The organism is Pantoea sp. PNA 03-3 (genome assembly GCF_003201175.1).
GTDB classification, from domain to species: domain Bacteria; phylum Pseudomonadota; class Gammaproteobacteria; order Enterobacterales; family Enterobacteriaceae; genus Pantoea; species Pantoea stewartii.
In genome coordinates this window covers 701033-713984 of record NZ_QICO01000001.1, presented here as the reverse complement: position 1 = coordinate 713984, position 12952 = coordinate 701033, and the positions used below count along the sequence as shown (strand labels likewise).

General features: G+C 57.9%; 11 protein-coding genes. 4 read left to right on the top strand and 7 right to left on the bottom strand.

What is annotated here, in order from left to right:
- Positions 1–2: 2 nt before the first annotated feature.
- The 7 genes from C7433_RS03265 to icmH are packed head-to-tail and all read right to left on the bottom strand — an operon-like array spanning position 3 to position 8381.
- Positions 3–1409, bottom strand: a complete 1407-nt coding sequence (locus tag C7433_RS03265; RefSeq protein WP_006118911.1) for a serine/threonine-protein kinase — start codon at positions 1407–1409, stop codon at positions 3–5.
- Between the two features lie 44 nt (positions 1410–1453).
- Positions 1454–2395, bottom strand: a complete 942-nt coding sequence (locus tag C7433_RS03260; protein WP_033741071.1) for a hypothetical protein — start codon at positions 2393–2395, stop codon at positions 1454–1456.
- A 10-nt stretch (positions 2396–2405) separates the two neighbouring features.
- A complete protein-coding gene (locus tag C7433_RS03255; RefSeq protein WP_110267600.1) occupies positions 2406–3185 on the bottom strand; it encodes a PP2C family serine/threonine-protein phosphatase in 780 nt (259 codons plus the stop codon).
- Positions 3182–4309: a type VI secretion system-associated FHA domain protein TagH gene (gene tagH / locus C7433_RS03250; RefSeq protein ID WP_039340694.1), complete on the bottom strand. Its 1128-nt coding sequence runs from the start codon at positions 4307–4309 to the stop codon at positions 3182–3184. Before tagH ends, C7433_RS03255 begins: the two co-directional genes overlap by 4 nt.
- A 34-nt stretch (positions 4310–4343) precedes the next feature.
- On the bottom strand, positions 4344–5042 hold the full coding sequence (gene tagF, locus C7433_RS03245) for a type VI secretion system-associated protein TagF (RefSeq protein ID WP_110267599.1): 699 nt from the start codon (positions 5040–5042) through the stop codon (positions 4344–4346).
- A 13-nt stretch (positions 5043–5055) separates the two neighbouring features.
- Positions 5056–7164 carry a type VI secretion system membrane subunit TssM gene (gene tssM, locus C7433_RS03240; RefSeq protein ID WP_110267598.1) on the bottom strand — a complete coding sequence of 703 codons (2109 nt, stop codon included), beginning with the start codon at positions 7162–7164 and terminating at the stop codon, positions 5056–5058.
- The gene (icmH, locus tag C7433_RS03235) at positions 7164–8381 is read right to left on the bottom strand and encodes a type IVB secretion system protein IcmH/DotU (RefSeq protein WP_033741082.1); all 1218 of its coding nucleotides are present in this window, start codon (positions 8379–8381) and stop codon (positions 7164–7166) included. The genes tssM and icmH overlap by 1 nt, the downstream gene beginning before the upstream one ends.
- 109 nt (positions 8382–8490) lie before the next feature.
- On the opposite strand from icmH, the gene C7433_RS23520 reads away from it, so the two are divergent.
- From C7433_RS23520 to ntrB, 4 genes are all read left to right on the top strand, one after another.
- Positions 8491–8688: a hypothetical protein gene (locus C7433_RS23520; RefSeq protein ID WP_146212546.1), complete on the top strand. Its 198-nt coding sequence runs from the start codon at positions 8491–8493 to the stop codon at positions 8686–8688.
- Positions 8689–9332: 644 nt separating this feature from the next.
- Positions 9333–10556: a nitrate regulatory protein gene (locus tag C7433_RS03230; protein ID WP_110267597.1), complete on the top strand. Its 1224-nt coding sequence runs from the start codon at positions 9333–9335 to the stop codon at positions 10554–10556.
- 260 nt (positions 10557–10816) lie between these two features.
- Positions 10817–12079 (top strand): CmpA/NrtA family ABC transporter substrate-binding protein, encoded by a 1263-nt coding sequence (locus C7433_RS03225; protein WP_033741083.1) that lies wholly within the window; start codon positions 10817–10819, stop codon positions 12077–12079.
- Positions 12079–12951 carry a nitrate ABC transporter permease gene (gene ntrB, locus C7433_RS03220; RefSeq protein WP_006118920.1) on the top strand — a complete coding sequence of 291 codons (873 nt, stop codon included), beginning with the start codon at positions 12079–12081 and terminating at the stop codon, positions 12949–12951. The genes C7433_RS03225 and ntrB overlap by 1 nt, the downstream gene beginning before the upstream one ends.
- Position 12952 lies beyond the last annotated feature (1 nt).

Genomic DNA, 12952 nt, shown 5'->3' with positions numbered 1-12952 from the left:
GGTCACTGGGTTGGGTTAATCAGCCAGGTGCCCGGTCTGTCAATCACCACGGACTGACTGCGCGTCGTATTCCCGGCATGCACATCAATGCGGTACTGGCCTGCCGCCAGGTTCAGCACGGCAAAACCGTTGCTGCTGGCGTGCAAGGCCACGGGCTGACCGTTCAGGACCACCTGTTCATCACCGGCCAGTTTCAGGTAAACCATCGCCAGGCCCGCGGGCACCGTGCCGGTCGCTGGTGCAGCACTGCGTTTCGCCACCTGTGGCACCGAAGCGGTTTGCGAGTTTTCAACCCACACCACCGCGCCGACGGCAATAACGGCAACGGCGGCCAGCGCCAGAAGCCCCGGTGACAGACGACGCACTGTGCGTCCGGTCAGCGGTTCCGCCATCGTCGCCCCGTGATTCATCGCCAGGACCACCGGTGGGACCGTGTCGGCCGCGGCTGCGTCCAGTTGGTTTTGCGCGTCATTGCGCTGTTGCAGACTGTTAACGACCGCCTCCACATCGCTGACCGGTAAGGCAATGAGGGCAGCAAACACGTCGATGCTCTGCGGACGATCGTGCGGTTTCATCAATAGCGCACAGTCAATGGCATGCAGCAGCGGCAGCGAATAGCCTGAAGGCTTACGCACCACCAGCGGTTGATAGTTGTCTTCAATGCAGCGCACCACGCTGACCGGCGGCGGGGAGCCGGTAATCAGCGTGTGCAGTACCGCGCCCAGCGCATAGATATCTGTCCACGGGCCTTGTTCACCTTCGCCTTCTTCGCTGTACTGCTCAATGGGGGCAAAACCCGGTTTCAGCATGATTTCGGTTTCATCAGAGAGATTGCCTATCTCTTTGCGGGCGGAGCCAAAGTCGAGCAGCACCGGCAGTTGATTTTCCTGAATCTGAATATTATCCAGCGAAATATCACGGTGCAGATAGCCAGCCTGATGAATGGTATTGATAGCCCCCAGCAAGGGCGGCAGTAAGCGGCGAATCCAGTCTTCGGTGATAGACTCATGGCTGGTTAACTGCCACTCTTTCAACGTCATGCCGTTGTAGTAAAGTGTGCCCATATAGGCGGTGCCGTTTTGTTCCCAGAAGCGCAGGACATGCAACAGGCCCGGATGATTGAAGCGTGCCAGCAGTCGGGCTTCCTGAATAAAGCTGTTCAGACCGGCATTAAACAGCTTCTGAAAACGTTCACCGCGCAGCTCCAGCGACATATCCGCCGTCCTGACCGCCAGCGAAACAGGCATGTATTCTTTAATGGCAATGGTGCGTTCAAGTTGATGGTCCCATGCGCGATAGACAATGCCGAAACCGCCGCCGCCAATCACTTCTTTGATTTCGAACTCGTTAAAGCGATATCCGTCAGGCAAGGCATTCGGTACTGCTTTCTGATTGTCATTAGCCGACATAGTGGACTCTCTGAACTGGGCCTGCTTGCCAGGCAACGCGATAATTAATGGATGTTACGCCAGGCACCTGCGCCGGGATCAACCTGATCCGCGCGCAAGGTGTCCACAAGTAACACATTCACTTTCTGTTGTGACGGTAAACTGCCTGCCCACCGGCTACGCAGCGTGTCGAGCCGTGCAGACAGGGCGCTGGCATTCTGCTGCGCAGTGGCTTTATCCGCTCTGACCAGAAGGGTGCCCTCAAAGCGCCACAGATGTTGCGTATCGTCGAAAGGCAGCACCAGCCAGCTGTCAGGCGCATCAGCACGGGTCACAATCATGCGCTGTTTATTGACGCTAACGATTTGCAGGGCGTTACCGGCAATGGCCAGACTGGCGATCGGGTAACCCTGGTAAAACGTGACGGCAAGCGTCTGCGGTTGGCCGTGTCCACTGACGGTAATATCACTGTTGCCTTCGAGCCAGCCTTCCGACGAGCAGCGCAACCGACCGCCTTGCGGGACAAAGATCGACAATCCGTTTTCGTCCCATGCGGTGCGAAAGCGGCAGCCATCAGGTAACGCAAAATGCTGTAACGGGGTGCTGTCTGCTGGCCGCGACGCGACAACCGGAACGTTACTGCTTGTGGCGGCATCAGCGTTCACAATCAGACGCCAGTTCTGCAATTTACTGGCGCTGCCGGAAGCCAGCACGCTGCCCTGGCTGTTGGTCATTTGCCAGGGCAGAACGTCCAGTTCATTGCACTGATTCGCTAACAGTGTCCCGACGCGCGGCAGGAACGATTTAAGGATCTCTGCATTCTGGCTCTTACCCGAGACAATACGCAGTGGCAGTGTCTCCTGGCACCAGTCGTCGGGCGTTTTGCCTTCAACGTTGTCGATATACACTTCCAGTTCGAGGCTGGGTGAGTACACCACGCGATAATTTTCTGCCTGCGCAGTAAAGGCCATCAACAAGGTAGCCAGAGCGGGCAACCACACTTTCATAGCGTTTCTTTCATCCATCACGAGAGGGCAGAAAACGGGTTGAGTCAGCCAGCGAATAAAGCAGCGTGGCCTCCTGCGGTTCGCCGATCCACACGGCCAGCGCACTCAGATTATCTTTCTTTACTTCACGGCTCACGGCATGTTCCATCAACGTCAGCCACTCTTCACAGGCATTCACCATGCGCAAGGTCTGCTCCATTTCCCGGGTGGTCAGATTGAGCCAAAACCCGTCGCTACAGACTAAAAACGCATCGCCGTCTTCCAGCAGTATTTCGTCAGAAAAGCTCACAGGATGGGCAGGTTCTGTGCCGAGCGCATTATAAAGTAAATTACTGTTAATTCCGGTATTTTCATAGCCTGCCTCGCTCAGTTTTTGCACAAGGCTGTGGTCGCGGGTGACCGCATTGAGCACGCCATGCCGAAAGTGGTAAACCCGGCTGTCGCCCGCGTGCACCCACCATGCGCGCTGTCGGGTGCGGTCGATAAACAGGCCCGCCAGCGTGGTGCACATCGTGGCAAAATTCGGATTATTACCCTGTGCGATTTCAAGCACAGAGCGGCACGTTTCTATCGCCTGCTGTGTGAAGGCGAGGGTAAGGTGCGGACAGGTGCGCAACTGAGTCAGCAGGCTGTCGCATACCAGTTGTGCCGCCTGTTCCCCACCGGGCAGTCCCGCTACGCCGTCGCATACCACGAAGCTGGCCTGATGGGCATCCAGTACCACACCGGTGCGATCCGCATGTTCATCACGCTGACCTTGCTGACTTCGCTGGGCAAACGCGATATTCATGCATCATCCGTACGCGTCTGGGAATCTTTGTACTGATTCACCTCCATGTCGTAAGCATGAAGGAAAGCTTCACCAAACAGCGTATGGAAATCGTCTTCGATTTCACCCGCAGTGCGCTGATAGCGGCGAGTGAAATAGTCCCACAGTGCGGCTTTTTGATAAGGCGTAAACGGGACTTTTGACACGGCACCGTCTGACTTCGCCTGTTCCTCCAGCCCCTGCGGATTAAACGACTGCAACATGGCGGCGATGATGGCGCGGATCCCGGCGATCATGCCCAACTGATGTGCCTGCAGATCCACCAGCGCATCCCGTACCGCCTGTTCAGGCTGCATAAAGCCCGGCATCTGGCTCTGGTACATCTGCATCAATACGGTTTTGCCCGAGGGCAGAATCTTGAACGGGTTATTTGCTTCGTTCAGGATCATCGTCATTTCCGCTTTGACGCCCCGTTTAAGGATAGAGCGCGACGACAGCAATGCCACCGTGCCCTGCGAAAACAGACTTAACATGCGGCCAGTGGTCCGCATCTGTTCTTCGTTAATCACCGTATTGTGGCCGTTGCTTAGTCCCATACCGTCAAGCAGCGCCGCGACCAGGTTGTCGTGATCGTGTGCGGCGGGCGAGGGCGCATATCGGGACTCACCGGCCTGGGGATCGATGGCCAGCCTGGCATCGCCCCGGTGGTCGTGGCGTCTGGCGACAGGTTCCTGAGCGACCTCTTCGACTTCAGTAAATTCGGGGATATCCAGCGGATTCGTCTGCGGGCCCGCATGGCTAAAAAACGCCAACGGATCGCTGTTGATGCCCTGTACCGCAGGGTCACGTACGTCGATGGCATAGTCGCCGATGCGCAGAGCATCCCCGTGTTTCAGGCTCACCTGCATCCCCCGGCTGAGCGGCACACCGTTGTGTTCGACCGGTGTCACGCTGCCCTGATTAGTCAGGCGGCACTCTCCGTTACAGGACAGGTGCACCAGCGCCTGCAGACGAGAAATAGAACGGGCTTCATCCGGTAACACCAAATCGTTATCCTGACTGCGGCCGATCGTGCCGCCCGGCGGATGAAACGTGACGGTTTTCACCGGCACATCAGACGTGCATTGAACGATGGTAAATTGCATGAGCTATCCCGTTATGAAGGACAAAGGCAACGTCTCACTCGAACATCGGTGGATAGAGGCCGTTGCGTCCCGGCTGTGCACCTGCTGCCGGATTAAACAGTAATGAGAACAGTTCTGCCGTGAGGGTACCGCTATGCTTGTGTGTCGCATGTACGAAACCGTCACTGCGGTTGCTCCACCAGTAACTTATGTGTTGCTGCGGGTCGAAATGTTCGGCGACGTCCTGCCAGCTCAGCGTGCAGGGCAGGTCCGCGAAACCGATTACATCCATAATATCTGACGGCTGCTGCACCGGGACCATCAGCGGAGCCAGGGCCTGGATGTGCTGCTCGAGCTGGTCCGGGCTCAGACCGTGAGTCACGGCATTCAGCAGCGTGGCCCCCAAATCCTGATACCAGTCCCCCGAGATCGTTAACTGTGCCGGATGCCACTGACTGAGCGGAAAGCTCAGCAAGGCCAGCAGCGGCCAGGCGCGCCCCACACGATCGCATGACGGTAACAGGCAGCCCATCTGTACCTGCTGACGCGTTGGCGTGATCGGTAACACAAAATTCCACACCGGCGCGCGCAGAAAATCGGCGCTCACGGCCGCGTCCTGCTGATGCCAGTGAATGAGGCCCTGCTGAAACCAGTGATTCCACGGCGTGATGACCTGTTCAGTGAGCCGATGATGTATAAAGTCCCCTGTTGAGGGCAGTTTGCCAAACCAGCCAGGGGCCAGAGATACAGACATGTTCACCTCGCCATTATGGATTATGCGTTGTCGGGCGCTGTGCCTTCGCGGGGGCAATCGCCAGTACCGCGCCGCCGCGCCCCGCATTGTTCAAATTATCAGCCAGCTTGCGCATCATCAGCGCATTGTCACGCGCATAAGGTGAAGACTGAATTTGCTGATCGAGTAGCTGGCTTAAGTGCCAGTCAAGCTGCTGCAAATCCCGCGCGCTGACCTTTTCAGGTAACGAACGCTGCAGATTTTGCAGGAGCCAGGCCCGTAGAAATTCCCCATCGTAGTTTCTGGGCTGATACAGCATCTGATAAGCGCGGAGCGCATTACGACTGTATTCATTGTCATCACCGGGATCGTTACGCAGCAGGTTGGTGATCTGCTGAGCGACCCGGGGCAGCAGTAAAGACTTAAGCGCATTTTGATAAAGCGCCCAGGCGGCATCGCTGACCTGATTGCCACGATATAAGCCTGCCCGCATAGTAAGCGGCGGATTATCGAGAGAAAACTGGTCGGACACCGGTAACTTCACCAGGTTATTCAGAAAGGGTAGCAGATCAAAAATATTATCAGCGGGCTGATGTATCACTTGCTGACTTTGTGCAGAAATTGCCGGTACGCGCGCGGTAACCTGCTGCAGATAATGCTGGTTCTGATAGTAGCTGATCAACCACAGTCCGCTCATGATCACCAGCGCCCCGGCCAGCATACCGTAGCCAATCCAGTGCAGGAGCTGATTACGGTATTCCCAGCGACGATTGCTGCCCGCCAGGCCACTTTCTTTAAACACCAGATTGCTCAGCAAATCACGAATAAAAAAGCTCTGGCCTTTATTGCCGGGAATAGGGCTGTTGCGGTTGACCCGATCCCAGGCGGCAATCGAGTGTGCCCCCGCCTGACGCAGTTGCAGTTTGCGGCTCAGCTCGCCCATCACGCGGTCAAAAGGCAAACCTTCCTGTGTACCGCTGGTAAAGAACAGCCCACGAGGATTCCAGGCCACGGTCTCAGAACGCGGGGAAAAAATGCTGTCCAGGTATTCGCTGAGCAGGGGACGCAGCGAGGCAAACTCCTGCGGAAACAGAAAACATTCTGCCCGCTCATTGAGGTCGCGCTCATGGGTCATTTGCCCGGCCAGTTGCTGCTGCAGTTGCTGTTCTAACTGGGTAAACTGCCCCTCGAAGTGAAGATGCCAGTCCTGCTTGTGTTGCTTACCGGCTTCCCAGGGAAACGTGAAGCCCCAGATAGCATCGCGGCGGGCCTTCTCCATGCTGCCGAAATAACTCATAAAGCCTTTCAGCAGGTCGGTTTTGGTCACCATGACATAGACGGGAAAATGAATACCGGTGTGCTGATGCAGTTCGTTCAGCCGTTCGCGCAGCGCATTCGCCTGTTCGTAACGCGCCTCAGCCGAATCGCTGAGTAAATCCGCGACGCTGATGGTCAGGATGACGCCGTTGATCGGCTGCCGCGCCCGATAGCGCTTCAGCAGATTGATAAAACTCTGCCACTCGCTGGCATCGCGTGCCCGCTGACTTTCCTGTAACGCATAGCGCCCGGCGGTATCGATCAGCACGGCGCTGTCGGTGAACCACCAGTCGCAGTGCCGGGTACCGCCGACGCCGCGAACGGCCTCGTTGCCGAACGTATCGGTCAGGGGAAATTTCAGGCCGGCATTGAGCAGAGCGGTGGTTTTACCGGCACCCGGCGCCCCAATCATCAGATACCAGGGAAGCTGATAGAGATAATTGGCGTTAATCCGTGCCCACAGGCTGCCCTGGCGTCGGCCAAAATGGGTGCGCTTGAGGCGCATGGCCGCCTCACTAAAGCGCTGGCTGAGCAGCGCCTCAGTGGCCTGCCGTTCCGCCGGATCGTCGCTCTCTGCGACCTGCAACCGGTCAAGCAGGCGACTGTTGAACCAGGCACGGTACAGCGCAGGAATCAGCTGGAAACCAATCCAGAGAAGATAAAGCAGACTGACCACAATCTTGCGGTGTAGCGCGGGTTCAAGCGGGCGGGTTTCATTCCACGCGATAAGCGGTCCCAGCATCCACAGCAGGCAACTCAGTGCCGTGACGCCAATAAAGCTCCACAGCAGCCGATGCGTTAAGAATAAGCGGAAAGAAGCGCGCATCAGGGTGTTCCTTGGTGAGTACTCAGTGTTTCAGGTGCGGCAAACAGCGTAATTTCAACACGGCGATTACGGGTACGGTTCTCGCTGCTGTCGTTGGGCAGCAGCGGATCGCTGTCGCCGCGGCCTTCTGACCGCAGCACGTGTGAATCGGCCAGTTGCACCTGCAGTAACTGGCTAATCGCCCGGGCACGGGCGAAAGAGAATTCATAGTTTGAGGCAAACCGACTGCCGTCAACAGGCTGATCGTCGGTAAACACCGACACCAGAATGGTGCCTTTGACGTCTTTCATCGCTGCGGAGACGCGCGCCAGAAGCGCCCGGCCCACCGGATTAATCACCGTGCCCTGTTCGGCAAACAGCTTGTCTGCCGGGATAATCACTTTGCTGCCAAACGCACCGTCGCTGACTTCGAGCTGGCCGGCGGCGATCACGTCATTTAACCGCTGACGTAAGTCGAGCAGCGCCTGTGGCGAAGAAGGGCGACGATTCATCATGATTTGTGGCAACGGCATATTATACAGACTGCGCAGCAGAGGCTCAGCCGCGTTGCCGAGCCGCCAGTTGAGTCCGCTGTAAATCAGGCAGCCGATCAGGGCCACCAGCATGGCACAGGCCCAGAGTGGCACCATCGGACGGGCCAGCGTATTAACCAGCGGATGTACCTGCACCAGCGGCGTGGACTCCGTGGTTTGCTGCGCACGGGTTTCGTCGATCAGCGCTTTTAACCTTGCCCGCAGGCTGTCGCACTGCGCCCGGCCTTTTTCACTGCCCCGGTAACGCCCTTCATAACCCAGCAGCAGGCAGTAATGAATAATTTCCAGCAGCCAAAGGTGCTGCTGAGGGCTTTGTGAAATGCGTGAAAGCAGCTGGAAGAACTTTTCGCCGCCCCAGCTTTCATTATGGAAGGTCACCAGCATGCCGTTGCCGGACCAGACGCCGCGCGTGCCCCATGGCGTTTGCGCGGCGGCTTCATCCAGGGCACTGCACACACAGTACCGTGCACCGATGATCATCTCAAACGGCAGGCCTGCCTGCTTGCAGCGTTGTTCAAACAGGCGGATTTCATCAATCAGAGACTGACGTAAACCTGCCGGGTCATCGTGGGTAGCAGCCTGACGAATTTGCACCACCGCATTCAGCAGAGGCGCGGCCGCTTTAAGTAACAAATTTTCGCGACCAGAGGTCGTCACCTCACGCGGTGAAGATTCCACGCTCATGGCTGTGTGTACTTCCCGCGTTGCGTTGCGCGTCCGGCAGCATGCGCAGGACGGCAGGGGTTAAATTTCATCAGTTCATGATCCAGGTTGCCGTCGTGACAGGACCGCAGTGTCTGCTGTCGCCACCCACGTCAACGCACAGGGGTTAAGTTATCTGGCCATGCAAATGCGTGCTGCCTCGCGTGTCACCGTCAGGACGATGGTTCACACCGGTGGTCAGCTCAACCTCGCCGGGAGCCTGCCCGCGGACATCACCGCAAGGGCATATCCGTATCGGCAACGTCGGGGTGGACCGGGGCTGTGTTGAGCCTTTGCCCGCGCGGCCTGACTCAGGCAAGGGCGGTGGGCATGTCCCGAACAGGGCGCGCACGTTCCACTGCACGTCACCGGCGAATCGGCATTGACCGAGGAGGGGGCGTTTTGCTGCCGGACAAAAAATGTGCAGCTAACGGGCAAAACGCTAAATGATTTTTCACCCTTTTCCTCACGTCAGTGTCTCTGCCTGCACGATGTTTATCACACGTATCGCGCCTCCTCATCGGGAGGCGCACAGCCGGGCAGGTGATCTGTTCAGAGACAAGGCCGCTCATGGTCACTCTTTACAGCGCTCAGTCTACCTAAGACTTTTGAGAATTCAAACCATTGCACCCAATGATATAGCATGGTAATGGCCGTTTAGCCCGTTCCTTGTGCAGGGGCTTCAGGGATGGCGCCTCTGGGGCAGTATCGGGCGCATTACTCGCGACATTTCGCCTCAAAAAAGCGGGTGATCCCATCCCTGCCACGGCCCGGCGGCCTGGGTAAAAGAATAAGCCGCGTTAACCACTTTACACCGCAGTGAGAAACGGAAAGGGCGGAACGTGCGGCACAAGCCGTCAGGCTAAGAAAAGACGGGGCGGAAACGGCACGGCTTTTGCTTGACTCCTTTTTTGTACGAAAAGGGGATGAGCAATGGATGACGCACTGAGCTGGGTGCAGGCCTCACGGCAAAGCGATATTGCCAGCCTGCAACGCCTTCGCCAGACCGGTAAACTCATTACCACCGTCAGCGAACTGGTGCATCAGCTTCAGCGTGAGCGGGGGGCGAGCACTCTGTGGATTTGTTCTGAAGGCCGGCTTTACGGTGAGCAGCGGCTCGCCAGTGAGCAGGATGTGACGCGCTGCCAACGGGATTTTTGCCAGGCCTTGCCCAAAGCCGAAGCCCAGCCGGGATACAGCCGGTTCTGTAACCTGATCGCCGCCGCGCTGCAGGCCCTGGCCGGGTTACCGGCGTTGCGCCAGCAGATTACGCAACAACAGATTGCGCACGCGCAGGCCGTTGCGGCATTCAACTCAATTATCCGTAGCTTACTGAACCTGGTCTTTGAAGCCGCCGACACCGCCAGCCATCCTGACATTACCCGCGCGCTCATTGCGCTGTTCAGCTTTATGCAGGGCAAAGAGCTGGCGGGACAGGAACGTGCTCTGGGAGCGGCCGGCTTTGCCGCCGGCCAGTTCAGCGCAGAGCAGCGCAGCGCCATGGTGGCCTTAATTGAAGCACAGGAACAAAGTTTTTCGACGTTCCAGCAGTTTGCCGATGAGGCGGTTTTGCACCACTGGCAGCCGCTGGCGCAGGCCAGTCGCGAGATTGAACGACTGCGGCGCATTGCCTGTACCGACGGGCGGCGGGATGACAGCGGCGCACCGCACTGGTTTTCACTGCTGTCACAGCGTATCGATCAAATGAAACTGCTGGAGGATCAGCTGTCAGCCACGCTGATGTCGCGCTGCCGCGAGGCGATCGCACTGGCACAGCATCAGGCCGCTGAACCCCTGCATGTGGCACAGTCGGGCTGCAATTTTACGTTATATGTCTCCGGGGCGGACTGGCTGGCTGCCGAGTCCGGTGCGCTGAACAGCGACGGGCTGGCGCCCCAGCTCGGTCGCTCGCTGCTGTCGTTGATCGCGGAGCAGTCCCAGCGTTTGCAGCATCAGGCCAATGAGCTGGCCACTCTGCGCGCCACGCTGGAAGAGCGCAAACTGCTCGACCAGGCTAAAAACTGGCTGATGCAGCAGCATGGGTTGAGTGAAGAGCACGCCTGGCAACGGCTGCGTAAAAGCGCGATGGATCAGAACAAACGGCTGCCGGAAATCGCTCAGGCGATCGTCACGGTGGCCGCCACGATGAAGAGGTAACTCGAAAGCGTTAGCTGCACAATGCTTGTGCGTGATCTGCGTCACCAATGTGCAAAATCGGTTAAAAACTCGCCAGAGGAAACCCTGAAGCGCCACGCGCAGGACCGTTTCAAAGCTGGCACGCGGTTTGCTTTACCTTACTGAGTGTGTGCATTTGCTTTGCCAACGGCGGTAAAGCGAGTGCTTTGGATAAAGGCGTCCATCTCCCTGTGAAAGCAGTGGAGAGGACGCCTTTTTTTATTTCCTGAGGGTGGCAAAAAATGAGCAAATCGCCAGTTTCACTGTCTCGTCGTCAACTGCTGTTATCCAGCGCCGCCGTTGGCGGGCTGTGGCTGTTGCCGGGATTGCGCAACGCCGTATGGGCGGCGGGTTCCGATGCGCCAGAAAAAGCCACCGTGCGGGTGGGATTTATTCCGCTGACCGACTGTGCGCCGGTCGTCATGGCCTCGGTGAAAGGCTTTGACAAAAAATATGGTCTGACGCTACAGCCCAGTAAAGAAGCCAGTTGGGCAGCCGTCCGCGACAAGCTGATCTCCGGTGAGCTCGATGCGGCACACGTTTTGTACAGCCTGATCTATGGCCTGCAACTGGGCGTTGCCGGCCCGCAGCATGCGATGGCGAACCTGATGACGCTTAATAACAATGGCCAGGCGATCTCCCTGTCGAACCAGCTGAAAGCGCAGAAGGTTACCGATGCCGCCAGCCTGAAAAAGACCATCGACAGCCAGGCCAAAGGCAGTCTCACCTTTGCCCATACCTTTCCGACCAGCACCCACGCGATGTGGCTGTACTACTGGCTGGCGAATGCCGGTATCAATCCGTTTGATGACGTGCGCACCGTCGTCGTGCCGCCGCCGCAGATGGTGATGAATATGAAGATTGGCAATATGAGCGGCTTCTGTGTGGGCGAGCCGTGGAACCAGCGCGCCATCAGCGACGATATTGGTTTTACCGTCGCCACCAGTCAGCAGATTTGGCCCGATCATCCCGAAAAAATTCTCGGCACCCGCGCCGCGTGGGTGAAAGAGAACCCCAATACGGCGCGCGCGCTGACGGCGGCTGTCCTTGAGACGGCACGCTGGATCGATGCCTCCGATGATAACCGCCGCGAAACGGCGCAGGTGCTGGCCGGGCGCGCCTGGATCAACACCAAACCTGAGATTCTGCAAGGCCGCATGCTCGGCCAGTACGAAAACGGGCTGGGACAGAAATGGCAGGATCCGCATGCGATGCGCTTCTTCCATGACGGCAGCGTCAGTTTCCCGTATCTGTCCGATGGTATGTGGTTCCTTACCCAGCTTAAGCGCTGGGGAATGCTGACCCAGGATCCGGACTACCTGGCTGTCGCAAAGCAGATCAACCAGATCGATATCTACAAACAGGCTGCCAGCGCTGTCGGCAACGTCACGTTGCCCGGCAGTGAGATGCGCAGCAGCACCCTGATGGACGGCAAGGTATGGGATGGCACGAATCCTGCCGCTTACGCCGCCAGCTTTGCCATTAACCATAAAGAGAGGTCGTGATGAAAACCCAGACTCGCTCGCTGGCGCAGCCTGAGACGCTGCCCACCCACGCCACTGTGGTGCCCCTTCAGGTGACGCCAAAAAAGATGCGTTCACCTGCGCGCCTGCGTCCGTTTTTGCAGCGTGCCATTCCCGCGCTGTGCGGTGTGCTGCTTCTGCTCCTGATCTGGCAGATCGCGGCGCTTTCCAGCAAAGGCTTTCCCGGCCCGTACGCCACCTGGGAGGCGGCGAAAGTCCTGTTCGCCGATCCGTTCTATAACAACGGCCCCAACGATCAGGGCATCGGCTGGAATGTGCTGGCCTCGCTGCAGCGCGTGGCTGTCGGCTTTGGTCTGGCCGCGCTGGTGGGGATTCCCGCAGGCTTTCTGCTGGGGCGTTTTACCTTTGTGGCACGCATGTTCAATCCGGTTATCGCGCTACTGCGCCCGGTCAGCCCGCTGGCCTGGCTGCCTATCGGCCTGCTGCTGTTTCAGCGCGCCGAACCGGCCTCCAGCTGGACCATTTTTATCTGTTCCATCTGGCCGATGATTATCAATACCGCAGAAGGCGTACAGCGCATTCCCCAGGATTACCTCAACGTGGCGCGCGTGCTGCAACTGTCGGAATGGACCATCCTGCGCCGCATCCTGTTTCCCGCCGTTCTGCCAGCGGTGCTGACCGGGGTCCGCCTGTCGATTGGCATCGCCTGGCTGGTGATCGTGGCCGCCGAAATGCTGACGGGCGGCCTGGGGATCGGCTTCTGGATCTGGAACGAGTGGAACAACCTCAATGTTGAAAACATCCTGATTGCCATTTTGCTGATTGGCGTCGTCGGCCTGCTACTGGAGCAGGGACTGATGCTGCTGGCGCGTCGCTTTAGCTGGGATAAATAAG